We start from the raw sequence: 22,123 nt of genomic DNA on the forward strand, positions 1-22,123 counted from the left end.
GACGCTGCGGGCCACCTGGCCCCGAGAGAAGGGATGAGCCGGATGTCGAACCAGAGCGTGTCGGAAGACGACTGGATCTCGCTGCTGCTGATCGCCGTGCTCGTCCTGGCTAGCGGCGCCGTGTCGCTGGGGATGTTCCTCGATCCGCTGCGCGCGTGGATGCTGCAGTACCACTTGCTCGAGCAGGGCGATGCCGTGGCGATCGCTGTCGTCGACGGCGTTGGGCTCGGCTGGGGGCAGATCCTCGTCATTCTCGCGATCCTGATCGGTGCGATCGCGCTCATCGTGTGGCTCAAGCGCCGCGCGGCTGCCCGTGTCTGAGCTGTCCGCCATGCTCAGCAAACGAGACCCAGAAAGGAGGAGAGATCACCCATGACAACCACACTGACGAACGGCGACAAGTCGATCACGCTGTTCACGAAGCCATCGTGCGTGCAGTGCACCGCGACGTATCGCGCACTGGATGCGAAGGGCATCGACTACGACGTCGTCGACCTCAGCGAGGACGCCGCGGCGCTCGAGCAGGTCAAGTCGCTCGGCTATCTGCAGGCGCCGGTCGTCATCACGGATGAGGATCACTGGTCGGGCTTCCGTCCCGACAAGATCGACGAGCTCGCGCAGCGGCTCGCGTGACTGACAGCAGAGGCCCCGCCGGCAGCTTTTCGCCGGCGGGGCCTCTGCTCTGCTCGTCGGAGTGGGACATCATCTGTGCGGCATGTGCGTCGCTGCCCACCGCTGCAGCAGCTCCTCCCGTAGAGGCCTGTTCAGCTCGAGCATCCGCCGCACCCCGGCCGGCGCTGCATCCGTCGGCGTGCCGGCGTCGAGCGTGCCGGCGTCGAGCGTGCGCAGCCCGAGATGCTCGCAGGCCCAGGCTGCGAGCTCGTCGAGCTCCACGGTGACGGTGGCGGTGACGTCGACGCGCTGCTGCCACTGAACCTTGTAGGCGGGCATCGGACGCTCAATCAGGATTGCGGAAGAAGTCGATCACGAGCGCGATGGTGAGGGGGACGAGGATCACCGCTACGGCGGTGATGATGATGCGATCGAGGATCGGCGCGGCGAGGGTCCCGAGCCACCCGGCGAGGACCGCGGCCGCGATGTACAGCAGTGCGATCGCGAGCCGGCGGAGCCAACGAGTCGTGGGCTCCGGGATCGTGCGGGGACGGGCGGCGATGGTCATGAGTTCGCTCCGCTCTGGCCGGCACGGTGCTCGCGGATGTGCGTGTAGGGGACGGTGCCGCGGTGGCCGTAGGCGTCGACGATCGTGACGCTCTTCGGGTTGGTGCGAGTGACGGTGCACCAGCTACCGAAGTACTTGATCTGGTCCCCGATGTCGATGGTGTCTCTGCTGTGGTCGGTGGCGACACCGGTCGCGATCTGCTCGGCCCGGACCTCCTGCCAGTAGATGAGCTGATCATCGGTCGCGGCCAGCTCCCGCTTGAGCCGCTCGGCGTAGGCGCCGGTCGCTGCGGCCGTGACCTCGACATACCCGCCGGGGAGGGTGCGTCGGGAACCGTCGAGACGTCGACGGATGCCGGCAAGGTCTGCACGGAGCTTCTCGATCCGGTTCGCCACAGTGATCGGCGCGTACCGCGCATCGTTCGACGCGGCCGCGATGTCGGCACGCACCTGGGCGCGCCGTGCCTCCGCGTCGGCGTCGATCGAGCGGCGGATCGCCGCGTCCGCCTTCGCGATCGCTCGGCGGTGGCCGGCCTCCGAGTGGTGTCCGACCTTGATGGGCTCGCCACCTTCAGGGAGACGTCGCAGCGCGCGTGCTGCGCGCTCCGCCTCCTCTGTGGCGTCCTGTTGGCGCCGAGCGGCGCGCTCCGACAGTGCGGCAGCGCGGTCGTCCCTGCGGTCGACCAGGTCAGCCTCGACGACGGCCGCGGCCCGGCGTTCATAGTCGATCGAGATCTCGACAACGAACCCGGCAGCGGTGAGCTGCTCGGCGGTGCGGTTGATGATCGCGGTCTTCGGTTCGCGGTCGCGGGAGTGGGGGATGTACCAGGATCCGAGCGCCCGGCTCCACCGCCAGCCGTTGGCCTTGAGAGCCTCGGCCGTGCCGTCGCCCCGGCTGGTCCCTTCGATGCGGGTGCCTTCCGCGGCAGCGTGGATGATCGTGAGCGTCATGGCCGGCTCCCTTCCCGCGCGGCCGCGTCGTGGGCGAGCGGGTGACGGAACCCGATCTCCCGTTCCCAGACCTCCGCGGCGCGGTGCAGGCCCTCGTACTCCTTCACGCCCAGGTGGTCGGGGGAGTCGACGAGCGTCCGGTGGGCGAACCGACGTGCGATCGCGTCGCCGAGGCGTTCGACGAGGTCACGCGCGGGGGACTGATCCCATCCGGGGTGGTGGCAGGAGACTTCGGCGAGTAAGAGGCGGCTGCGCTCGATCTGCAACGCCTGCTCGTCATCGGCCATGGGGACGATCTCGGCGACCGGCTGCCATTCGTAGCGCGGTGCGGCGATGTGCTGCTTGATCGCGTAGCTGACGCTCGCGTAGTTCTCGTCCCAGAGGCTCTGACCCATCCGGTCGGCGTTCTCCGCGAGCTCGCGCGGAGTGTTGCTGCGGTAGGCGGGCGTGGAAATGTAGGCGGCGGTGACCAGCAGGTCGATGGTGTCGCGGTTCACGGGAAACGCGCGCATGATGAGACCCCCTCAGTAGGTGGTGAATGTGACATTCACTACCCTAGGGCCGGTAATCACCCATGTCAATGCATGATGATGATGCCGTCGCAGCATCCCCAGCCACGCCGTGGGCAGGGTGGGGTGGTATGAGGCGCGAGCGGCCTGGGCGGATACCGTTGGGATCGTGCCGAAGTCACTGTCGATGAATGAGATCCGAGCCCGCGCTGCGCAGTTCACCCGTGACTGGCAGGAAGAGCCCGGTGACGAGCGTCAGCAAGCGCAGTCCTTCGTTCGGGATCTGCTCGGCGTGTACGGGATCACCCAGACCCGTGCGGCGTTCTATGAGAAGCGCGTCAAGCGCTCATCGACCGGCTCGCGCGGATACATCGACGCGCTGATCCCTGGTCTCGCGCTTATCGAGATGAAGTCGGCCGGCAAGGATCTCGTCGCCGCCGAGCAGCAGGCGCTCGACTACATCGACGACCTTCCCGACCCGGAGGTTCCTCGGTGGGTCATCACGAGCGACTTCCGCCGGTTCCGCCTGCTCGATCTCCACGCTGAGAGCGAGAGCGTGCAGGAGTTCACCCTGACCCAGATGCGGGATCGTGCCGACGTGCTGGCCTTCCTCGCCGGGTATGGTGAGCGCACCTTCGGATCGAAGGCGCAGGAGTCGGCGTCGATCAAAGCGGCGAAGCTGATGGCGTCCCTATACGAGGCCCTCGAGGGGTCTGGGTACGACGATCACGAGGCGTCGGTGTTCCTGGTGCGCACCTTGTTCGCCCTCTACGCTGATGACGCCGGAGTGTGGGATCGCGATATGTTCCTCGAGTTTCTCGAGACCCGCACGGCGGCGGATGGTTCCGACCTCGGGCCTCAGCTGTCGTTGCTGTACCAGGTAATGGGACGTGAGCCGTCTCGTCGGCAGTCGAACCTCGACGAGCTAATCTCGCGGTTTCCCTACGTCAACGGCGGGGTTTTTGAGGAATCGGTGTCGATCCCGTCGTTCGATGCCGGCATGCGTGACCGGCTGATCTCGGCGGCAATGTTCAACTGGTCGGCGATCTCGCCTGCGATCTTCGGCAGCCTCTTCCAAGCCGTCAAAGACAAGACAGCTCGGCGTGAGCTCGGTGAGCACTACACGACCGAGACCAACATCATGAAGGTCATCGGCCCGATGTTCCTCGATGAACTGCGGCAGCGGTTCACGGACGGGTATCACGACACCGCCAAGCTCAAGAGGTTGCGTGCGGACATGGGGCTGATGCGGTTCCTGGATCCTGCGTGCGGCTGCGGCAACTTCCTGGTGGTCGGCTACCGGCAGATGCGAGCGCTCGATCTTGAGGTTCTGCTGCGGATCCAGGAGTTGTCCGGCGAGACGGCACGCACGATGTTCTTCACCGAGGAGCACCTGGCCGTGCGGCTGTCGAGTTTCCACGGGATTGAGCTCGAGGAGTGGCCTGCCCAGATCGCAGCGACGGCGCTGCACCTGGTGGAGCACCAGGCGAACCAGGCGATGGAGCTGGCGCTCGGATCTGCGCCCGATCCGCTGCCCCTGGACAAGATCAAGAGCATCGTCGTCGGCAACGCGCTGCGCGTCGATTGGGCAACCGTCCTAGAACCGACTGAGCACCTGTACATCATGGGTAACCCGCCCTTCCTCGGCCACGCCACCCGCTCGTCAGAGCAAGCGCAGGAGCTGCGCGACGTGTGGCGGCGGGACGACATTGGGCGGCTGGACTACGTCACTGGCTGGTATGCGAAGGCGCTCGAGTTGCTCGGCCGTCCGGGCTACCGGGGCGAGTTCGCCTTCGTCTCGACGAACTCGATCGCGCAAGGGGAGCCGGTGCCGGCGCTCTTCGGCCCTGTGTTCGCCGCAGGGTGGCGCGTCAAGTTCGCGCATCGGACATTCGCCTGGACCAGTGAAGCGCCCGGTGCCGCGGCAGTGCATTGTTCGGTGATCGGTTTCGACCGGCCGTCGAGGAAGAGGGCGCGGCTGTTTGACTACTCCGGAAATCTCAAGGGCGAGCCCGTCGAAATCCCCGTGGTGGATCAGCTCAACGGCTACCTGGTCGACGGGCCGATTGTCCTAGTCGACCAGCGCCGAAGCCCACTGGCCTCGGCGCTTCCTCCGATGGTGTTCGGGAACATGGCTCGTGACGACGGCAACCTCTTGATCGAGCCAGGCGACTACGCGGAGGTCATGGCGGATCCGATCGCCGCGAAGTACGTTCGGCCGTTCGTCGGCGCCCGGCAGCTCATCCACAACGAGCCCCGGTGGTGTCTGTGGCTCGTCGATCTGGACCCCAGCGACATTGCCCGCTCACCGATGCTCCGCCGGCGGCTGGATGCCGTGCGCCAGTTCCGCGCAGCATCGAGGGCCGAGTCCACTCGGCAGATGGCGGAGACGCCGCACCTATTCGGTCAAAGGTCGCAGCCCGACACGCCCTATGTCTGCGTGCCGCGGCATGCGAGTGAGACCCGCAAGTTCTTCCCGACAGCCCTGTTCACCCCGGATGTGATCTGCGGTGACGCCAACTTCAAAGCAGATGACCCGGACGGCCTCGCGTTCGCAATGATCTCGTCTTCGGCATTCATCACCTGGCAGCGCACCATCGGAGGCCGCCTCGAGTCTCGTCTGCGCTTCTCGAGCACCCTGACGTGGAACACCTTCCCGCTGCCTACCATCACCGATTCACAGCGTGCCGCGATCATCGCCGGCGGTCGAGCCGTTCTGGATGCGAGAGCGCTACGCCCAGAACGCTCGCTCGCAGACCACTACAACCCCCTGGCGATGTCGCCCGAGCTACTCCGTGCCCACCGCGAACTCGACGTTGCTGTCGACAAGACTCTGGGGCTGCGTGGAGCAGCAACGGAAGCTGACCGGTTGCGAGCGCTGTTCGCCAGCTTCGCGAAGCTCACGACAGCGAATGAGCTCACGATGCCGAAGAAGCGTTCCCGTAAGGCGAGAGCCGTGAGCGCGGCGTCGTGAACTGGCCGTACCCGACCGTCCCCGTCGACGGGATCGCGACGGTTGATGAGGACGGCGAAAATCAGGTCTGCGCTTGCGGCAATGATTCGGCTACCCAGGATTGGCGAAGTGCCGATCGTCACGGGTGCCTTACCTTCGATGCGGCGGGTTCGTCCGATCCGAACGAGTTCGCGGTGTGCCCGGTGTGCGGCCGCGTGTATCCCAACGCTGCGCTGTTCCAGGGCGCCGCGGCGGCTGTCGCCCGCTATGAGATCACGAGCGCCAAGTTCGTTGCTGCGCTACAACGGTATGACCACGATGCCTACGGATCCGGCGCGCCGTTGACGAGCTGACGGCAGCGGCTCAGCGCGCGGTTGTCAGTGTGCCAGCATAAGGTTCGCTGTTGTGGTGCAGCACTGGTCTCCGATGTCTCAGCTGCAGGCGTCACCGGAGCCGGGGATCTGGTACGTGTTCGATCACAGTAAGCGGATCGCGATCATCCGCCATGTCGAGATCCGCGGCCGCAGGCTGTTGCGGTCGGTGACGTTTGATCGAGATCCCGATCGGCGAGTGTTGATCGGCTACTTCCCGGACGATGCGATGCGTCTCGCGGTTGAGTGCACCTGGTCTGAGTATGTGAGGGCGACCGGCCCTCCGGTGAGTAATCGTCGATGATCGCGTACCGCCGGGGCAAGAGAAACGGCACCCGGCCGGAGCGTGGAAATTGTCACATTCACCAACGATCCAACTGAGGAGGAGCCATCGCCCCGAGGGGCGGGAGGGAACCTGCTCAACAGCCGGGTGCCGCGCTTTAGTGTACCGCGCAGTGCGGTCAGAGCGGGGTGGATTGCAGGAGCTCGTCCGCGACTCTGTCGAGCAGCTGCGGGGTGAGCTGTTCGTGCCGGCCGGCGCGCTTGATGGCGTCGATCGTCGCGAGGATCGTGGTGTGCGCGTCCGGTGCGGCCGGGATGGTCTTCTGTGCCCGGCGGATGCTGGCGCTGAGCTCGAGGATCGCGGCTTCGTCTCGCTCGTTGTTCGCATAACCGGCGGCAAGCTCGAGCGCCTGGTGCAGCAGGCGGATCTCGGCGGTGGTCAACGGCGTGGTCATCGTGTCCTCATGTTCAGGAGCTCGGCGGTCAGCTGGGCAAAGCGCGCGTCGACGTCGCGCGGGTCGGCAAGGTCGGCGTCAGGAGCGATGGGGCGGGCGTCGTAGAAGTGATGACGGATGACGCGGCCGCGATCGTCGACGAAACCTGCTCCCTCGCCCTCGATCGGGTCGAGGAGGGTGACGACGTCGACCGTGACCTCTCTTGCAGTGCCGCGTTCCCTGATTAGGGTGCGGTCTCCGATGTGCAGCGCGGGCCACGAGGCGAGCTCGGGGTCGGTCATGGGACTTCCTTCCGTGCGGCGGGGGATGGGCGACGCAATCGTCGAGCGGACTTGAGGATGGGTTCGTTGCGGGGCAGCTTGGCGAGGAGCCAGTCGTCCCGGACGGCTATGGCGGCGGCGAAGCACGTCATGAGCGTGGGGTGGTGGTGGTTGGCGCATCCGGCGCGGGTCTGGCATCCGAGGTCGTAGCCCTCGGGGCTGCCGTGGACGATCCTCTTGGCGACCTCGTCGGATAGCATCGCCGGCTCCTCAGTCGAAGGTGGCGTCGATCAGGAGGTCGAGCGTGTCGGCGAGCTCGCGGAGACGATAGCTACGTCGGCCGGCGATGACGTGGCCGAACAGATTGACGAAGTGCAGCTCGCGGGTGGCGGTGTCGGCGACAGCGACGGTATGGACGTCGTGCGCGTCGATGTATTGCCAGCTGATGATGTAGTTGCGGCCGGCGACGTGCGCCTGCGCCCAGCGAAGGAGCAGCGCGCCGAGCGGGCCCTCTTCGGAGGCGCGGGGCGAGTAGGGGTCTGCCGGCACGATCGCGTCGACGGAATGGAATCCGACTGAGGAGCGGGTGATCTCGTAGCTGTCGAGCGGGATGTCGGTGAAGAGGTCGTTGTATCGGGTGCCGGTGTCGTCGGTGATGACGATGTTGTTGAGCGTGCTCATCGGTGTCTGGTCCTCTCGGTGTGTGGGTCAAGCGGCGCAGCTGGTGAGCTGCGCGCGGAGGGCGGTGTAGTCGGCCGGATTGACCGTCAGCTGGTACGCGGCGAGGACGTCGACGAAGCGGGATGCGTAGACGCATCCGTAGTCCGCGGCCGGGGGCATCCACTCGGCGGGCCCGCGGTCGCTCTTGGACTGATTGGCGCTGCCGTCCGTGGCCTGCAGGTTGAGCGGGTCGTTGGCGAAGTGTTCGCGCTGCGTCTCGTCCCATTCGTCGGCGCCCTGGCGCCATACCCAGGCGAGGGGCACGATGTGGTCGATCTGCACGAGCTCGCTGGTGCCCTGTCCGCGCTGGAAGGTGATCGTGAGCCCGGTGTACGGGTCGTGCAGCGTTCCGGTGAGGACGACGCAGTCGTGGGTGCCGGGCTTGGTGGTGATGTCCTCGAGCGCGGCCGCGAGCGCATCGTTGCGCTGGTCGCAGCCGTTGCGGTCGATGTCGGCCCAGCGTTGCCCGAAGGCGTCGCGCTGATAGGTGTCCTGATTGTCAGCCTCGGCGATGTCCAGCTGCTCGAGCTGCTCGAGGCTCGCGGTGGCTTCTGCCGTGAGGTCAGCCGATGGCGTTGCCGGCGGTGCGGCGGATGCGGGGGGTGGGGTCTCGATCGTCGCAGCGGGACTGCTGCTGGCGGCCTGCGTGGTGAGGGCGATCGCGCCGGCGAGCAGTGCGACGACCAGGGCGCCGGCGGCGGATGCGGTGCGGGTGGTGCGGCGGGTCATGGTGGTCCGTTCAGAGGAAGAGGATGGCGCCGAGGACGACGGCCGCGACGAGCGCGGCTGCACTGATGGCGAGGCTGGCGAGGAGTTTGAGGGTGCGCCGCACGGTGCGCTCGGCGCGCCGGATGGTGTCGAGGGTGACGAGGATGCCGACGAGACCACCACTGCCCAGCAGCAGGGGAGCGAAGTCGCGCGCGGTGCTGAGGGCGAGATCCATGGTTCCTCCGGGTGAGTGCGTCTAGGGGTATAGGCCGCGGTTGGGGGTGTTCGCGGACAGGGGTGATCCGGGGACGGGCATGGGCGGGCCCGTCCCCGGATCCGGCTACGCGGCCGTTTCCTGACTCTCCTCGCCGAGCATGGCGTCGGCGATCGCGTTGACGGCGCGGAGGACGTTGCCGGCGACGCTGCGGATGAGGTCGACGTCGCCGCCGGCCCATCCCGCGACGTAACCGATCGACCACGCGCTGGTGTCGAGTCCGAGGAGTCCACCGGCGCAGTAGGCGACCGACTCGGCCTCGGTCTCGATCACGCCGCGGTGCTCGCGCGTGCTGCCCTCGTCGAAGTGCAGGAGTGCGTGGCCGATCTCGTGCAGGAGGGTCTTGACTCGCATGGCCGGCGCCATCTTCGCGTCGACGCGGATCTGTCGGGTGAGGCCATCGGTGTACCCGTTGAGTCCGTCCTGCTCGATGTCCTCGAGCGCGACGTTCCACCCCTGGCCGGTGATGTAGACGGCGAGCTGGTCGAACAGCCCGGCGACGTCGTCTCCCTCGAGGTAGACGGCGGGCTGCTCGGGAAGCGGCTCTCCCTCGGTGTCGGTGACGTCGAAGACGGAGAGTACGGGGTAGATCACCCGGCTGCTGGTGGACTCCTCGCCGGTGGTCTCGTCGACCTCGACGATGCGCTTGGTGGAGTAGCCGAAGATCTTGATCGACTTCGCGCCCTTGACGACGTGTCGGCCGAGGCTCTCCCACTGGCGGTAGCCGAGGCAGTAGGTGCCGCCCTGCGCGAGGATGAGCATCTGGTTGGAGAATGAGCGGCGCCGGACAATGCGGGCGAACCGCAGCCAGGCCTTCCAGTTCTCGCTCTCGGCGAGTGTGGTGACCTGGGCGGTGAGCTGGGCGTGTAGCGCTTCGGCTTGCGCGCGGCGCTCTTCCGGGGTGCGCCGGGTGGTGCTGGAACGGCGGGTCTTGGTGGGCATGGAGTCCTCCCTCAAAGTGGACAAGTAGTGAATGTGACATTCACTACTCTAAGGGGTGGGCGGACAATGCGTCAACACCGGTTCTGAGCGGGCCAGCGGGAGGCGGTCAGCCCTGCAGAATGTCGGTGGCCGACTTGGGGTACGCGGTGCGAGGCAGCGTGATCGGTATGCGCCGGCGCTGGGTGCTGCTGCCGAGCGGGAAGGCGTAGCGGAAGTTCCCTGGATGCCTGATCTTGGTGACCTCGAGCGCGGCCAGCGCCTCGCGTAGCCAGCTCCGGGGGTCTTGGCCGGCTCGTCGGATGGGGGCGCCGAGGGAGACCAGAAATCGCTCCGCGGCATCTGCTCCCCGCTCCTGCCCCCTGATCTTGGACAGGGAACGCTCGGAGAGCACGACTCCTCGGCGGGCGTAATAGTTCAGCGTGCGTGCGGTGCTGCGTCCGAGGGCAATCGCGGAGCTTGCCTGGTAGATGGTTCCGACGTGGCCGGGGCTGAGCTGCTCGATGCGGTCAACGGTGGTGCCGTCGTCGAGAGTCTCGGTGATCAGTCGACGACGAGGCATGGGATCTGCGAAGGAGACGACACCGCGGATGCCGCGGTCGTAGGCGTGACGGAAGGCGCGGGCGAGAAACCAGGACTCGGCGTTCGCCGGCGTATCTGTGAGGACGAATCGGCCCAGCTCGATGCTTTGCTCGTAGGGCTCGAGCGTGCTGAACACGGAGGAGAGCACGCCGCGGGTCATGGGAGTGGAGAAGGTGGCGACGCCGACGAGAGCCATTCCGTCGACGATGGCTCCGTTGATGGGGAAGCGGTCGTCACGGGTGAGGAGTCCGATCGAGAAGCGTGCCGCGGGGAAGGATGCGGCGTAGTGCTCCTCGATGACGAACGCTCGCGCGGTGGCCTCGGTGATCGGGGCGACCCGGTACAGCCGGGGATCGAAGCCACCTTCGGAGGCGTGGCGCCACGAGTGCGAGCCTCGGGACCAGCGCTGGCAGTAGTCGCTCGCGGGGGAGTGGTGCGGCTCGGCCGGCGCGAGTGCCGGCCGAGCTGTCTGGGTGCTCATTGGTCAGATCTGGGCGGCGATCGCGCGCAGCTGCTCGTCGACGTCGGGGGCGACGTCGGTCCACTCGCCGCTTCTGGCTTGCAGCCCGACGATAAGCGCGTTGCTGAACAGCAGGGTGCCGCGGCCGTGCTGGGTCAGGTAGAGCGACGCGAGCAGGTTGGGCTCGGTGCTCTTGATGCCCGCATCCTCGTCGACGAGTAGAGCGTGCCCGTTGGTCAGGCGCAGCTCTGCGATCCACCCGCCGACTTCCTGCTGATAGTCGGCGAGCTCGTCGACGTCGATGGTGCTGACCTCGCCGGCAGGCGTGATCTTGATGACGGTGGTCATGGTGTCCTCCTCAGATCGAACACTAGTGAATGTGACATTCACTGATGCTAGGCTGATCGGCGACGCGCGTCAACCGATGCCGCTTTCCTCGAGGAGGATGCGACCGTGAGGATCCTCGCGGTCGGTACAGACGACTATGAGGTGTTCCCCTCGGCGCTGGCGCACGAGATCGCCCGAGGTCTCTGACGCGCTAGAGGAGCGCGGTGTCCACGCGGCAGCACTTCTGCTGCGCGTAGGGACGGTCACTCAACGGGATCCAGCCCTCTTCTCCTCGGCGGAGGAGGCGCGGGTGTCCGGGCTCGGTCTCAGCAGTCATGTGTGGGCCAGCGTTGGTCCAGCAGTTCTGTGCGCGCGTCTCGCACCACAGCGCGAGTCGCGCTTCGCGGGGGAGACATGCCCGGTGCGTCCACCAGGCGCGCTTCTCCCCGTAGGGGCCGAATTGGTGCCCTTCACTGTGGGCGATTGCGTCGTGGACAGCGCGGAACACGTCGTTGGCGAGCATCGGCGCGCGCTCTCCCGAGGGGAGGGTGACGGTCACGGTGCGTGCCATCGGGTGGTCCGGCGGTAGAGCGCCTTCGGTGTGCTGCGAGACCTCGGTGCGGAAGTAGAACAGATGCTTGTTCTGTCGCAGATCGTCGAGCATCGCGGCGGAGTCGGCATAGGGCTGCTCGGCCTCTCCGTGCCAGGGCTCGAAGGTGTAGCCGGCTTCCGTGAGCATGTCCCACTGCGCGCCGATGTGCTGGCGCAGGCTTCGGTAAGACCGGGCGACCTGTGGGTGGGTGGGTTCGTGCGCTGCGGCCGCGTAGGCTCGCGCTGCAGCGATGTCGTCGAGCTCGGTCAGCCGGGGGATGGGTTTGCGTTGCGGGAACCCGTGCGCGTCGGCGTATCGCTCTCTGAGCGATTGGATCTCCTTGATGGGCTGGTGGCGCTGGTAGCTGTCGCTGCCTGGCACGAACGCGACGTGCGCTCGAGCGAAGGTGGGCGACGTGCCGAGACGTGCGGCGATCGCGTTCACGGCGGATGCCGGCAGCGGGTACTCGGCGGGTTCGGCGATCTCGAGCTTGCCGTCGTAGAGCCTGCCACCTGGTGCGCCGGCGGCGCGGAGGATGTCGAGAGTCTCCTGGACTTGCAGCTGCGAGCCGGTGTCGGCGGCGAAGCTGTAAACCCGGTCAGGTCCGTCCGGGTCGAAGTACCCGGCCATGATGCTGTCCTGCTCATACCGTCCTGCGAGCTCTCCCGCCCAGTCGGTGACCTGCTCGAAGCTGTCCGCACGGACGATGTAGGCGCCGGCTGGTTCAGATGCGCCTTCCCAGAGCCCGTCTGCGTGCTGCAGTTCCGAGATCTCGATGCCGTGGCGTTCCGCGGCGGCGCGGAGGGTGTCTTCGTACTCGATCCACTCGTCGGTGTCGTAGTAGCTGGGGCGGGAGCTCATTCGCATCAGCTCGCCAGAGACCGGCCGGAACGGGGTTGCCCCGATGAAGGCCTCGAGCTGCTTCTCGGCGTTCTGCTCACGCTTCTCCGCACGCCGACGCCGCTGCCCTGCGGCTGTCGACGACGGGCACCGTCGCCCTCCGTGGTCGATGTCGTCGCACATGGCCTCTCCCGTTCGTCTGCTGGGTATAGGCCGGTGTTGGGGGTGTTCGCGGACAGAAATCGGGCCCCGCCGGTGAGCGGGGCCCCGAGGAGTGCGGTCGAGGTCTGGGTCAGCCGTTGAGCTCCTCCCAGACCTGGTACGCGCGGTGGAACTCGGGGCTGTCATCGTTCCCCTCATTGATGAGCTGGTCGAGGTACTCGTCGAGCTCGGCCTGCGAGAGCTGGCGTGGATCCTTCATGACACGGACCCATCCGCTACCGGCGGGCAGCTGCATCGGGCGCGTGGCTGCTGGCCTTTCCAATTGCCGGTGTAGAACAGCGCGCACGGCCACTCATGCTCGCCGCGGCGCCGCGGCCTCGGGACGGCGACCGTGAGCTCACTGCCCAGGTTCAGCGCGTCCATGATGTCGTCGGCGATGAAACCTGCCTCTTCGTCAGGCTCGTCGGTGTGCTGCTGGATTATTCGCACGATCGTCGCGCGCACATCCAGAGTGACGGACGACGGCGCAGCCCCGGTCATCGGGTGTACTCGCTCGGTGAGGGGATCGGCAGGTCGGGGTCGCGCAGCTCGTACTGCCGGTCCTCCACGTAGGCGGCGTACTCGTCGGCGAACTCACGCGCCTCGGCCTCGTTGTGTCCGTCCTGGCGGGCGTGATCGAACGCCGCCCGCCACTGCTCCCCCACTGCGCGATCGCGCAGCGCCGCGCTGACACCATCCATCAGCTGACCGGCCCGCACGGACGCGAACCGCAGATCCCCTTCGGCGAGGGCGAACAGGATCTTCTCGATGCCTTCGATGGCGGGTGCGGGGATGGTCAGGGTGATGTCGTCGCCGGCGTCGTGCTGGCCGGTGCGGAGGCGCCAGAGTGCGTCGGAGAGGGTGAGTGCGCGTTGGCGCTGGATGGGGGTAAGGAGGGAGCTGTCGGTGCCGGTCGTGGTGGGGGCGGGGTTAGGCATGCTCGGCCTCCTCTGTGGGCGGATTCATGATGATGAACCCTGTGCCGGTGGGCGGCTGGTCCTGGCGCAGTCCGATGATCTCGGTGTCGTTCGCGTCGGTGTCGTTGAGGGTCTGCGTGAGCAGGTCGGCGTACTCGTCCGGGGTGAGTGCCTGGACGGCCGCGGCGTCGGTGACGTCGACGGGCTTGCCGTTGACGTGGAAGATGCGGGTCATGGTGCTCCCTGGTAGTGCGTCGGTGGTGTCCATCTTCGTCGCGGGTCAGTGGAGGTCGAGTTCGACGCTGTCGGCTTCGAGGTCGGGGATGGTCTGGTCAGGGTGGCTGAACGTGGCGGCGGGGGCGTGGACGGTGACGCGGTCCCCGCGGTGCGTTGTCAGTCGGAGCAGCTCGGCGAGGGCGCCGTTGGCGTGGACGTTGTAGGGGCCGGCGTCGGTGTCGACGCGGAACCCTACTCGTGCTCGGCGGTCGGGGAGGCGGCGGACGAAGGTGAGCGGGGTGCGGATGGTTCCTGTGATGGTGACCGCGGTGCCCGTGGGGGCGGCGGTCTGGGTGATGGTCATGGCGTTTCTCCTCAATCGAACAGTGAATGTGACATTCACTGACTATACGCCTGCATGCCCGGTGGGGGAACCCCCGTGCATGGTGTTGCTGCAGGCCCTTCTTGCTGGGTATAGGCCGATGTTGGGGGTGTTCGCGGACATCCGGGTTGTGGAGGTCGGTGCGGTCAGTCGTCGGGGCCGCTGTCGGGTTCGTCGCACGCGCCGCTGTTGATGGCGTCGACGCCGACTTTCGTGAGCACCCAGCCGGGTTCGACCCACGAGTAGCGTTCGATCAGTCCTCGCCTGCGGAGGGACTGGATGGTGCCGCCGGGGATCCCCAGGCCTGTCGTGTCGAGGTAGCTGGCGCCGCCGGAGAGTGATCGGCCATCGGCGATCATCCGCATGGTGACTCGTTGGGACCAGTTCAGCGGCCGGGCGTTCTGGCGGCGCTTGAGCTCGGTGGTGGCGCATCGCGTGGCGTCGGCCTCGGTGGTGTGATGGTGGGCGCAGCGCCACACTCGTTCGCCGGACTGGTGGGTGTCTTTGTCGGCGACGTCGTCGATGACGCCGCGCAGCGCGCCTCCTGGGCGTCCGGGAGTCCATGATGACCAGCTGGCGGTCAGCATGCGATCGCCGCGGTCAGCTCGGGGGTGAGGATGCCGGCTTGCTGGTCTGCACGCACGGCTGCGCCGCAGTCTTTGCAGGTCACGTCGGCGATCGTGGTGGCTGCCGATGACGTCTTGCGTCCGCAGTAGCCGCGTTGCCCTGTGGCGGTGGCAAGGCAGGTTCGGGCGGTGCTTTCCTGTGTCATTGGTGGGGCCTGTCCTCGCAGCTCGAGCAGAGGTCGGGGGTGCCGTCGTCGTTGACCCACCAGCAGCCGCCGAAGCATGCTCGCTCGTCGGTGCAGCCGCAGACGTGACAGGTGCGCACGAGCTCGAGGAGCACCTGGTCGATTCCGCCTTGGGCGCCGAGCTCCGCGCCGAGCGCGGTGACTCGTGAGATCACGTCCTCGGGTGCGGTGCTGGGCACTTGGATCGTGATGGTGGTGGTAGGTGTGGTGCGGTCGTTCATGGTGGCCTTCCTGATGTTGGTGTCAGGCGGAGCGGGCGAACTTCGTGGCTGCGGTAGTCGGCTGCAGGGCGAGCAGTCGTCGTGCTTTCTCTGCTTCGATCTCGCGGGGCAGCTCTCCTTTGCGGGTGCCTGAGCGGCCGTAGAGGAGGATCTTCACGCCGGTCTTGGACACCTGTGCCTGGTCGGCGATCTCGAGGACGGTCATGCCGGATGCCATGAGCTGGCGGACGTGCTGTCGGATCGGCTCGGCGGGCACGCGCGGGGCCTGCGGGGCGATGCCGGCCTCCCGGCGTCGGCGCCGTTCCTCAGCCAGTGACGCATCGGCGCACGAGATCTCCGCGGGGCAGTGGTCGCGGTCCTTGCAGCCGAGCTGGTAGCCGTAGGCGGTCCCGTGGTGCTCGAGCGGGATGCTCTGCGCCTTCCGGTTCGCCATCCACTGCCGGTGATACTCGCGGCCGGCTTCGATGCACTCGGGGCGGTCGCAGCCGCGCGCTCGGCATGCGTTGGTGCCGTGCGGCTGCAGCTGCCTCGGCTGCGAGGTTCGGGCAGCACGCGCGGTCCGAAGTCGCGGTGTGCGTGGCCTGGCCGGTGGGGAAGGGCGATCGTGGTCTGCGAGGGCGTCGACGGCGGACTGGTGCCGCAGGGTTGCCTCCTGCAGCGCTCTCTCGATCACCCCTCCGACGGAGAGGCCGGTGCCGGCGGCGATGGTGGCCGTCTTGAGGGTCTCGGCCGCGGCGCGCAGCTGGCCGCGCAGCTCTCGGTGGTCTTTGCGCCACTGCTCGAGCTCGTCGACGTGACGATCGAGGTCCGCTTCGTAGCCGTCGAGTGCCTCTGAGAACGCGCTGGCGAGCTCTGCGGGGAGCTTCTCGGCGTCGCTGCGTGCCTTGTCGAGCCACTGGTAGCCGGGATGGGTGCGCGGCCGCGGCGTCGACGGGCGAGGCCGTGCGGTCGGCGCCGGCGCCGGCGCCTCCTTCGGCATGCGCGGGGGTTTGGGTGTGTTGGCGCGCGCCGGCTTCGGTTTGGGGGTCGGCTTGGGTCGACGGGGGCGTGTGGCTTCGACGGCGGCACGGCGCTCTTCTCGAGCGGCGATCTTGTCCCGTTGCCGCGACTCGGCACGCGCGGCCTCGTCGCGCTCGAGGATCTCGGCGAGCGGTGTGCCGGCGTCGATGAGCTTCGCGAAGGAGTAGTCGCCCACGTAGCGGGTGTGGACGGTGCGGCAGGGGATCAGCGCGGGGCACGCGGCAGTGCGGCATCCGTGGCGGTACCCGTCCGGGGTACCGTGCGGGAAGCGGTCGTCGAGGAGATCGAGGGTGGACATGACGGTCGACCTCAGTAGCGGAGGAGCTTCGCGGTGACCAGGGTCAACAGTGCTGCCCGCTGCGGGGCGTTGAGCCGTGAGAAGTGCGCACCAACGGTGTCTAGCGCCGTGGTGAACTCCTCGGGCAGACCGTCGAGATCCCGCTTGATGCGCCGCTCATTCGCATCCCGCTGCGCCTCCGCTTGATCGGCCACGCGCCACTCGTCGGTGGCGGCTGTGTCGGCGTATCTGCCGGTGATCCGTGGCGTGTACTGTCCGCCCGTGTAGAGCACGGTCGGCTCGCCGGCGGGGCGGGTGATCGTGATGATCGCGCCCACCGGAGCCGACGTGTACGGCTTGTACGAGCCGAGCTCCTTGCTGGTGAGCTCACCGTCGTCGAGCGTCCGATACCAGTGCGCGAGCTTTCCATTACTCGCGGCCTTGCGGCCGACGTAGACGACTTCCTCGGTGACGGTCGCTGCCTCTTCGCTCATTGGGGAGCACTCCTCGGATCAGTAAGAAAGTAGTGAATGTGACATTCACTGATACTAGAGAGGTTGCAGGGTCTTCGCAACCGTCGTCGTCGTCACGTCGACGGGCCGCTCTCGACGCTCGTTGACGGGAATCATCCGCACGGGCTCGTCGCGGGGAGCTTCGATCTCGAAGCCGCACGCGCCGCAGCTGTGCAGCCCGATCCCGTCGACGTCGTCGGAGGGGATGTACATGGTGGTCGGCTCTTCGCACATAAGGCAGCGCATGGTGATCTCCGTTCGCGTGGTCAGGCGCTTGTTGCCGGGGTGATCGGTTGGACGGTGGCGGAGTAGCCGCGGTGGGAACCCCAGGCGGCGGCGATGCGGTCGGCGACGTCGCGGTCCTCTCCGAGGTACGGGCGGTATCGCTTGCCGCGGGGGTCTGTGATGACGACCTGGACGACGCCGGATGGCTCGCGCACGGTGACTCTGGCTGCGGGGATCGGATACGCCTGGACGTGGCCGGCGATGATGAAGATCGGGTACAGGTCGCGTGCGAGCTCGGGGGTGCGGAACACGTCGTGAACCCATGCCGTGATGGCGAGCGCGCCGGCGGGGCTGAATCCGATGAGTCGTGCGGGGAGCTGCTCGAGCCCGGCGCGCACGAAGTAGTGCTCGTCGACGAGGATCGGCGTCGGTGGGAGCAGAGACTTCTCGTCGTGGGCGGGGTAGATGGTCAGGCTGGTGCGGCTGTTCATGAGGCGCTCGTTCATGCGGTGCGGCGGATGCCGGCGGCGATGATGTGTGCCTTGGTGGGCCGGGAGTAGAAGCCGAAGCTGTCGTCGTCGTCGGAAGCGGAGACGGTGGCGGTGAACGCGACGACGTCGCCGCGGGCGGCGGTGGAGATCTCGGAGGGCTTGGTGCCCCATACGCGCCAGCCCTCGCCCTGGACGAGGATCTTGACGGTGATTCCCCACTGAGTGTCGGTGGTCTTGGTCGCGAGGATCTCGCCCTGGATGAGGGTGCGCCCGGTGGGGACCGGGCGGCGCGCGGCCAGCTCGAGCTCGTACTGCTCGAGCAGCTCGTGGGCGGTGCGGACCTCGTCGTCGTCGAGGGTGCCGGTGTAGTCCTCGAGGGAGTCGAGGATGTAGCCGATCTTCTCGCGCAGCGGGTTTCCGTCTCGCATGCTCAGGTGTGCCTCGGTGAGCTGGTCGCGGAGGCCGGGGTGCTCGGCCTCGAAGGCGGCGCGGCGGGCGGTGATCGCCCGTGTTGTGTCGACGTGCTCGGCGTGTGCCTTCGCGTGGGCTCGTGCGGTGGCGCGGGCGCTGCTGACGAGGCGGCTGCGGGTGCCGGTGCCGCGGCAGTCGAAGCAGATCGGGCGCCCCTGGCCATCGGTGAAATGTGTCGGCGCGGTGTACAGGCCGGTGCCGATGCACTTGCCGCAGGTGTCGGTGATCCGCTCGGAGCCCTTGCGGCCGGGGAAGGGGTCGACGTAGAAGTCGTGCCAATCGGCCGGTGCGGTGGTGTCGATGCTGTCCATGGGATCCTCCGGTTCGTCTGTGGGTATAGGCCGCGGATCGTTCTCTTCGCGGACATGAAGGGGAAGGGGCGGGGGCGGCTGTGTCACGGAGCCGCCCCCGCGGCGGCGACCTGGTTGGGAGGACGGCGGGTCGCCGGGAGGGACATGGCGGCGAGCGCGGCGAGCGCTCGTCAGGCTGCGGTGTGGCGCCTGTCCCTGGGAGGGGAACGGCGTTGCGCGGTTCCCCTGGTTGTGGGTCTGTGGGTTCTCCCTCTACTCAGTTAGTAGTGAATGTGACATTTACTAGGGTAGGTGTTTCCTGCCCGGAGGTCAAGTGGCGATCTGGCCTGCATCTGCTGGATCAGCTCGCGGGTGCGCGGTCCTCGTCGGCGGGGCCGAGCCCTTCCCAAAGGTCGGGGCGGTTCTCGTGGATCCAGGCGCAGATGGTGGCCCAGTCCGCGACGCCGGACGGGTGCTGGTTGATGGTTGCCATGGTGTCCTCCCGGATCGTCGGCTAGTGAATGTGACATTCACAGCTTAGGGAGGGGGTCGGACATCGCTGGGGGACATCGCGAGTGCGTCACTGAGGGCGGCGGAGTTGCCGCCGCCCTCAGCTCGGTCTATTGCATCTGTCTGGCGATGCCGGCTGCGGCGCTGACGACTCGACGGGGGATGCCGAAGATTTCGGGAGGGCCGGACGCGACGCCGTTGCTCCACACCTTTCCGACGCGCCATCCGATGGGGAACCGGAGGGTGGTCGTGGTGTAGGTGGCCCCGGATTCGAGGGGGCCGGCGATCACACCGAGGGGGCTGACCTCGACGTACCACCGGCCAACGGTCTTGGAGCCGCCTTCGTGGCCGTTCATGCGCCGGCGTTCTCGAGCGGCTGCGCGACGTGTGCCGGCAGGGCGCGTAGCGCGGCGCGGGTCACCCACTCGTCGGCGGTCTCGTCGAACTGGCCGAGCTCGATGATCGGCCCCTGGTCGTCGTGGTGGATGAACAGCGACCCGTACTCGCGGCCGTCGACGTACAGGTAGATGTTCCCGGCGTAGGCGCCGATCTCGCCGTTGTCGAACAGCCCGTCGCGGGCGTCGGGTTCACCCAGGTCGATCTCTTCCTGGCGGTGCCCGAAGTTGAGGGTGAGCTTCATGGTGTCCTCCGTAGTAGGTGGTGAATGTGACATTCATAGGCTACGGTGGGGGTCCGACATTGCGCCGGCGAGCGAGCGATGCACTCTGTGTCCGCGAAGCAGCCGGGATGCGGCCTATACCCCTCAGACGGGCACAAGCCCGCGACGAGAGGAGGAGCGATGCCGAGTCGCGAAGAGGTAGACGACGTCCTGCAGCGCGTGGGGCTGGCGGCGATCTCGTACTACCCAGAGATTCACATCGACGAGCCGGACTACACCGTCGACACCGACGTTGATTGGTGCCTCGAGCCGGTGACCGACCTGACCGATGAGCAACGCGCCCCGCTGCGAGAGGCGGTCGGCCTGGCGATCACCAACCCGACAGCTCACCGGTACGCCCTGTTCCAGACGTTGCTCGAGCTGGCGCCAGCGGAGTCGTAATGTCCGCCGGCGTCGACGACTCGTCGGCGCGACCGGTTGGCGGACCAACCGACCCTCACGCGGCATGGCTGCGAGCGGGTCAGGCACGCCAGCAGGCGAAGCGCGCCGAGCAGGAGCAGTCGGCTGCGGCGAGCGCTGCGGCCGATCCGAAGCGGGACTACGCGAAGCGGTATCGCGAGGAGCATCGCGAGGAGATCCGCGCGTACCGGGCGAAGTATCACGCGGAGAACCGTGACGAAGTGAACCGGAAGAACCGGGAGTACATGCGGGAGCGGTCGCGGAAGATGCGAGCGCAGAAGGAGCGGCGCGAGAAGGACCGCGAGCGGGTGCGGCGGTGGACCGAGGCTAACCGTGAGCGCAAGCGCGAGACGATCAGGCGGTGGCACGCGGAGCACCCAGAGAAGACGGCGGAGTACTCGCGGCGCTACTACGAGCGCAACCGTGACGCGGTGCTGGCCAGGGCGAGACAGCGTCGAGATCAGAGCCCGGAGAAGGTGAAGGCGTCGTCGCGGGACTGGCAGCAGCGCAACCGGGAACACCTGACCGAGTGGCAGCGGCAGTATCGGGCTGAGAACCCGGATGTGTAAGCGGAGCCCCGCATAGTGGTGTAACCCACGGTGGTCGCGCACGTCGTTGCTGACGTGAACGCGGTCACCGTGTGATCCTTCGAGAAGTCTCTTACCCCAACTCGAAAGGCATCAACACGATGACCGCTCCCCACATTGTCGACCCTGCAACGGTGCTCGGTGAAGCCCTTGCCGACGCTTCCCCGGATTTGATGCGACACCTGCTGCAAACGATGATCAACGCCCTCCTGTCCGCCGACGCCGACGCCGTGGTCGGCGCCGAATGGGGACAGCCGTCCCCTGACCGCCTCACCCACCGCAACGGCTACCGCCACCGCGATCTCGACACCAGGGCTGGCACGATCGATGTCGCGATCCCGAAACTGCGATCGGGCACGTATTTCCCGGAGTGGCTTCTGGAGCGTCGCAAGCGCTCCGAGGCGGCCTTGATCACCGTGATCGCCGACTGCTACCTCGCAGGCGTCAGCACGCGGCGGATGGACAAGCTGGTGAAGACCCTCGGCATTCACGCCCTGTCGAAGTCGCAGGTGTCCCGGATGGCTGCCGAGCTCGACGAGCACGTGAACCAGTTCCGGCACCGCTCTTTGGCTGAGGCGGGCCCGTTCACGTTCGTCGCCGCCGACGCTCTGACGATGAAGGTTCGTGAGGGTGGCCGGGTGGTGAACACGGTCGTGCTGATCGCCACTGGCGTCAACGGTGACGGCCGCCGCGAAGTGCTCGGCCTGCAAACCGCGACAGCTGAGACCGGGTCGGCGTGGAATGCGTTCTTCGCAGACCTCGTCGCCCGCGGCCTCACCGGCGTGCAGCTGGTCACCAGTGACGCGCATGCCGGTTTGAAGGACGCGATTGCCGCGAACCTGCCCGGCGCGACCTGGCAGCGTTGCCGCACCCACTACGCGGCGAACCTGATGAGCGTGAGCCCGAAGAGCATGTGGCCGGCGGTGAAGGCGATGCTGCACTCCGTTTATGACCAGCCCACCGCCTCCGACGTGCACGCCCAGTTCGACCGCACCCTGGATTACGTGACCGAGAAGCTGCCCGCGGTCGCCGAGCACCTCGATACCGCCAGGGCCGACATCCTGGCCTTCACCGAGTTCCCCAAAGACGTGTGGTCCCAAATCTGGTCGAACAATCCCAACGAGCGCCTCAACCGCGAGATCCGCCGCCGCACCGACTCCGTCGGCATCTTCCCCAACCGCGACGCGATCATCCGCCTGGTCGGCGGCGTCCTGGCCGAGCAGACCGACGAGTGGGCCGAGGGGCGCCGCTACCTCGGGCTGGACGTTCTGGCCCGCTCCCGCATGCGCGTCCTGCCCGACACCGAAAGCGAGGTGGTCGCCGACACCTTCATCGCGCTCAGCGCATAAAGCGAAGGATCAGCCGTTACACCACTTCCAGGGACTTGACCCGGGCAGTTGCGTCACGGGGGCGAGTGAGCCCTCCACTGTTTCATCCCGAGTGTGACGAAACGGAGGCATCACGCTCATCACTGCCCCTGCGCTCTTCAACTCCCGCGGCGACCAGTCCACC

Annotated in this window: 38 protein-coding genes; 8 read left to right on the plus strand and 30 right to left on the minus strand. The window is 67.3% G+C overall.

Annotation, left to right across the window (positions count from 1 at the left end; all coding sequences use genetic code 11):
• Positions 1 to 42: 42 nt before the first annotated feature.
• Positions 43 to 321: a hypothetical protein gene (locus tag H7694_RS17135; RefSeq protein WP_193599294.1), complete on the plus strand. Its 279-nt coding sequence runs from the start codon at positions 43 to 45 to the stop codon at positions 319 to 321.
• Between the two features lie 51 nt (positions 322 to 372).
• A complete protein-coding gene (gene nrdH / locus H7694_RS17140) occupies positions 373 to 633 on the plus strand; it encodes a glutaredoxin-like protein NrdH (RefSeq protein WP_193599295.1) in 261 nt (86 codons plus the stop codon).
• A gap of 69 nt (positions 634 to 702) precedes the next feature.
• On the opposite strand, the gene H7694_RS17145 is transcribed toward nrdH, so the two are convergent.
• From H7694_RS17145 to H7694_RS17160, 4 genes are read right to left on the minus strand one after another with little or no spacing between them, the layout of a single operon-like run.
• Entirely contained in the window at positions 703 to 951 is a 249-nt protein-coding gene (locus H7694_RS17145; RefSeq protein WP_193599296.1) for a hypothetical protein, read from the minus strand.
• 7 nt (positions 952 to 958) lie between these two features.
• Positions 959 to 1,180, minus strand: a complete 222-nt coding sequence (locus tag H7694_RS17150) for a hypothetical protein (protein WP_193599297.1) — start codon at positions 1,178 to 1,180, stop codon at positions 959 to 961.
• A complete protein-coding gene (locus H7694_RS17155) occupies positions 1,177 to 2,130 on the minus strand; it encodes a DUF3560 domain-containing protein (protein WP_193599298.1) in 954 nt (317 codons plus the stop codon). Before H7694_RS17155 ends, H7694_RS17150 begins: the two co-directional genes overlap by 4 nt.
• The gene (locus H7694_RS17160; RefSeq protein ID WP_193599299.1) at positions 2,127 to 2,642 is read right to left on the minus strand and encodes a hypothetical protein; all 516 of its coding nucleotides are present in this window, start codon (positions 2,640 to 2,642) and stop codon (positions 2,127 to 2,129) included. Before H7694_RS17160 ends, H7694_RS17155 begins: the two co-directional genes overlap by 4 nt.
• A gap of 184 nt (positions 2,643 to 2,826) precedes the next feature.
• On the opposite strand from H7694_RS17160, the gene H7694_RS17165 reads away from it, so the two are divergent.
• The 3 genes from H7694_RS17165 (at position 2,827) to H7694_RS17175 (ending at position 6,267) form a co-directional block, all read left to right on the plus strand.
• Positions 2,827 to 5,613: a class I SAM-dependent DNA methyltransferase gene (locus H7694_RS17165; RefSeq protein WP_193599300.1), complete on the plus strand. Its 2,787-nt coding sequence runs from the start codon at positions 2,827 to 2,829 to the stop codon at positions 5,611 to 5,613.
• Positions 5,610 to 5,945 (plus strand): hypothetical protein, encoded by a 336-nt coding sequence (locus H7694_RS17170; protein ID WP_193599301.1) that lies wholly within the window; start codon positions 5,610 to 5,612, stop codon positions 5,943 to 5,945. Before H7694_RS17165 ends, H7694_RS17170 begins: the two co-directional genes overlap by 4 nt.
• Positions 5,946 to 6,018: 73 nt before the next feature.
• Positions 6,019 to 6,267: a hypothetical protein gene (locus H7694_RS17175; protein ID WP_193599302.1), complete on the plus strand. Its 249-nt coding sequence runs from the start codon at positions 6,019 to 6,021 to the stop codon at positions 6,265 to 6,267.
• 157 nt (positions 6,268 to 6,424) lie between these two features.
• Here the strand turns inward: H7694_RS17175 and H7694_RS17180 are convergent, their stop codons facing one another.
• The 26 genes from H7694_RS17180 to H7694_RS17295 all read right to left on the minus strand — a co-directional run bounded on the left by H7694_RS17180 (position 6,425) and on the right by H7694_RS17295 (position 19,586).
• Positions 6,425 to 6,700 carry a hypothetical protein gene (locus tag H7694_RS17180; RefSeq protein WP_193599303.1) on the minus strand — a complete coding sequence of 92 codons (276 nt, stop codon included), beginning with the start codon at positions 6,698 to 6,700 and terminating at the stop codon, positions 6,425 to 6,427.
• Positions 6,697 to 6,981 carry a hypothetical protein gene (locus H7694_RS17185; RefSeq protein ID WP_193599304.1) on the minus strand — a complete coding sequence of 95 codons (285 nt, stop codon included), beginning with the start codon at positions 6,979 to 6,981 and terminating at the stop codon, positions 6,697 to 6,699. Before H7694_RS17185 ends, H7694_RS17180 begins: the two co-directional genes overlap by 4 nt.
• The gene (locus H7694_RS17190; protein WP_193599305.1) at positions 6,978 to 7,220 is read right to left on the minus strand and encodes a hypothetical protein; all 243 of its coding nucleotides are present in this window, start codon (positions 7,218 to 7,220) and stop codon (positions 6,978 to 6,980) included. The genes H7694_RS17185 and H7694_RS17190 overlap by 4 nt, the downstream gene beginning before the upstream one ends.
• Before the next feature lie 10 nt (positions 7,221 to 7,230).
• Positions 7,231 to 7,641 carry a hypothetical protein gene (locus tag H7694_RS17195; protein ID WP_193599306.1) on the minus strand — a complete coding sequence of 137 codons (411 nt, stop codon included), beginning with the start codon at positions 7,639 to 7,641 and terminating at the stop codon, positions 7,231 to 7,233.
• A 27-nt stretch (positions 7,642 to 7,668) separates the two neighbouring features.
• The gene (locus H7694_RS17200; protein ID WP_193599307.1) at positions 7,669 to 8,409 is read right to left on the minus strand and encodes an HNH endonuclease family protein; all 741 of its coding nucleotides are present in this window, start codon (positions 8,407 to 8,409) and stop codon (positions 7,669 to 7,671) included.
• Between the two features lie 10 nt (positions 8,410 to 8,419).
• Complete coding sequence (locus tag H7694_RS17205) at positions 8,420 to 8,623, minus strand: hypothetical protein (RefSeq protein WP_193599308.1); 204 nt, start codon at positions 8,621 to 8,623, stop codon at positions 8,420 to 8,422.
• A 105-nt stretch (positions 8,624 to 8,728) separates the two neighbouring features.
• Positions 8,729 to 9,604 (minus strand): ArdC-like ssDNA-binding domain-containing protein, encoded by an 876-nt coding sequence (locus H7694_RS17210; protein ID WP_193599309.1) that lies wholly within the window; start codon positions 9,602 to 9,604, stop codon positions 8,729 to 8,731.
• 106 nt (positions 9,605 to 9,710) lie between these two features.
• Positions 9,711 to 10,664 carry a hypothetical protein gene (locus H7694_RS17215; protein ID WP_227468410.1) on the minus strand — a complete coding sequence of 318 codons (954 nt, stop codon included), beginning with the start codon at positions 10,662 to 10,664 and terminating at the stop codon, positions 9,711 to 9,713.
• Positions 10,665 to 10,667: 3 nt separating this feature from the next.
• The gene (locus H7694_RS17220) at positions 10,668 to 10,991 is read right to left on the minus strand and encodes a DUF3846 domain-containing protein (RefSeq protein ID WP_193599310.1); all 324 of its coding nucleotides are present in this window, start codon (positions 10,989 to 10,991) and stop codon (positions 10,668 to 10,670) included.
• Positions 10,992 to 11,181: 190 nt separating this feature from the next.
• On the minus strand, positions 11,182 to 12,585 hold the full coding sequence (locus H7694_RS17225; RefSeq protein ID WP_193599311.1) for a hypothetical protein: 1,404 nt from the start codon (positions 12,583 to 12,585) through the stop codon (positions 11,182 to 11,184).
• Between the two features lie 109 nt (positions 12,586 to 12,694).
• Complete coding sequence (locus H7694_RS17820) at positions 12,695 to 12,823, minus strand: hypothetical protein (RefSeq protein ID WP_264674921.1); 129 nt, start codon at positions 12,821 to 12,823, stop codon at positions 12,695 to 12,697.
• Entirely contained in the window at positions 12,820 to 13,104 is a 285-nt protein-coding gene (locus tag H7694_RS17230; protein ID WP_005050718.1) for a hypothetical protein, read from the minus strand. The genes H7694_RS17820 and H7694_RS17230 overlap by 4 nt, the downstream gene beginning before the upstream one ends.
• A complete protein-coding gene (locus tag H7694_RS17235) occupies positions 13,101 to 13,541 on the minus strand; it encodes a hypothetical protein (protein WP_005050717.1) in 441 nt (146 codons plus the stop codon). Before H7694_RS17235 ends, H7694_RS17230 begins: the two co-directional genes overlap by 4 nt.
• Positions 13,534 to 13,755 carry a hypothetical protein gene (locus H7694_RS17240; RefSeq protein WP_005050716.1) on the minus strand — a complete coding sequence of 74 codons (222 nt, stop codon included), beginning with the start codon at positions 13,753 to 13,755 and terminating at the stop codon, positions 13,534 to 13,536. Before H7694_RS17240 ends, H7694_RS17235 begins: the two co-directional genes overlap by 8 nt.
• Before the next feature lie 45 nt (positions 13,756 to 13,800).
• Positions 13,801 to 14,100: a hypothetical protein gene (locus H7694_RS17245; RefSeq protein WP_193599312.1), complete on the minus strand. Its 300-nt coding sequence runs from the start codon at positions 14,098 to 14,100 to the stop codon at positions 13,801 to 13,803.
• Positions 14,101 to 14,264: 164 nt separating this feature from the next.
• Positions 14,265 to 14,705 (minus strand): hypothetical protein, encoded by a 441-nt coding sequence (locus H7694_RS17250; RefSeq protein ID WP_005050713.1) that lies wholly within the window; start codon positions 14,703 to 14,705, stop codon positions 14,265 to 14,267.
• Positions 14,699 to 14,890, minus strand: coding sequence for a hypothetical protein (locus H7694_RS17255; protein ID WP_005050712.1), 192 nt, complete (start codon positions 14,888 to 14,890; stop codon positions 14,699 to 14,701). Before H7694_RS17255 ends, H7694_RS17250 begins: the two co-directional genes overlap by 7 nt.
• On the minus strand, positions 14,887 to 15,150 hold the full coding sequence (locus H7694_RS17260) for a hypothetical protein (protein ID WP_005050711.1): 264 nt from the start codon (positions 15,148 to 15,150) through the stop codon (positions 14,887 to 14,889). The genes H7694_RS17255 and H7694_RS17260 overlap by 4 nt, the downstream gene beginning before the upstream one ends.
• A gap of 22 nt (positions 15,151 to 15,172) precedes the next feature.
• Positions 15,173 to 16,468: a hypothetical protein gene (locus tag H7694_RS17265; protein WP_193599313.1), complete on the minus strand. Its 1,296-nt coding sequence runs from the start codon at positions 16,466 to 16,468 to the stop codon at positions 15,173 to 15,175.
• An 11-nt stretch (positions 16,469 to 16,479) separates the two neighbouring features.
• Positions 16,480 to 16,941 (minus strand): hypothetical protein, encoded by a 462-nt coding sequence (locus H7694_RS17270; RefSeq protein ID WP_005051910.1) that lies wholly within the window; start codon positions 16,939 to 16,941, stop codon positions 16,480 to 16,482.
• Between the two features lie 54 nt (positions 16,942 to 16,995).
• A complete protein-coding gene (locus tag H7694_RS17275; RefSeq protein WP_193599314.1) occupies positions 16,996 to 17,172 on the minus strand; it encodes a hypothetical protein in 177 nt (58 codons plus the stop codon).
• Between the two features lie 53 nt (positions 17,173 to 17,225).
• Entirely contained in the window at positions 17,226 to 17,675 is a 450-nt protein-coding gene (locus H7694_RS17280) for a hypothetical protein (RefSeq protein WP_193599315.1), read from the minus strand.
• 11 nt (positions 17,676 to 17,686) lie between these two features.
• Positions 17,687 to 18,457 carry a hypothetical protein gene (locus H7694_RS17285; RefSeq protein WP_193599316.1) on the minus strand — a complete coding sequence of 257 codons (771 nt, stop codon included), beginning with the start codon at positions 18,455 to 18,457 and terminating at the stop codon, positions 17,687 to 17,689.
• A gap of 340 nt (positions 18,458 to 18,797) precedes the next feature.
• A complete protein-coding gene (locus H7694_RS17825) occupies positions 18,798 to 18,929 on the minus strand; it encodes a hypothetical protein (protein ID WP_005050812.1) in 132 nt (43 codons plus the stop codon).
• 127 nt (positions 18,930 to 19,056) lie between these two features.
• Positions 19,057 to 19,302: a hypothetical protein gene (locus H7694_RS17290; RefSeq protein WP_005050814.1), complete on the minus strand. Its 246-nt coding sequence runs from the start codon at positions 19,300 to 19,302 to the stop codon at positions 19,057 to 19,059.
• On the minus strand, positions 19,299 to 19,586 hold the full coding sequence (locus H7694_RS17295; protein WP_005050816.1) for a hypothetical protein: 288 nt from the start codon (positions 19,584 to 19,586) through the stop codon (positions 19,299 to 19,301). Before H7694_RS17295 ends, H7694_RS17290 begins: the two co-directional genes overlap by 4 nt.
• 159 nt (positions 19,587 to 19,745) lie before the next feature.
• Here H7694_RS17295 and H7694_RS17300 point away from each other — a divergent pair, with 159 nt between their 5' ends.
• From H7694_RS17300 to H7694_RS17310, 3 genes are all read left to right on the plus strand, one after another.
• Complete coding sequence (locus tag H7694_RS17300; protein ID WP_005050818.1) at positions 19,746 to 20,006, plus strand: hypothetical protein; 261 nt, start codon at positions 19,746 to 19,748, stop codon at positions 20,004 to 20,006.
• Positions 20,006 to 20,593: a hypothetical protein gene (locus H7694_RS17305; protein WP_193599317.1), complete on the plus strand. Its 588-nt coding sequence runs from the start codon at positions 20,006 to 20,008 to the stop codon at positions 20,591 to 20,593. The genes H7694_RS17300 and H7694_RS17305 overlap by 1 nt, the downstream gene beginning before the upstream one ends.
• A 119-nt stretch (positions 20,594 to 20,712) precedes the next feature.
• Entirely contained in the window at positions 20,713 to 21,960 is a 1,248-nt protein-coding gene (locus tag H7694_RS17310; protein WP_193599318.1) for an IS256 family transposase, read from the plus strand.
• Positions 21,961 to 22,123: the final 163 nt, after the last annotated feature.

Source organism: Microbacterium sp. YJN-G, assembly GCF_015040615.1.
In the GTDB taxonomy this organism is placed as follows: Bacteria; Actinomycetota; Actinomycetes; order Actinomycetales; family Microbacteriaceae; genus Microbacterium.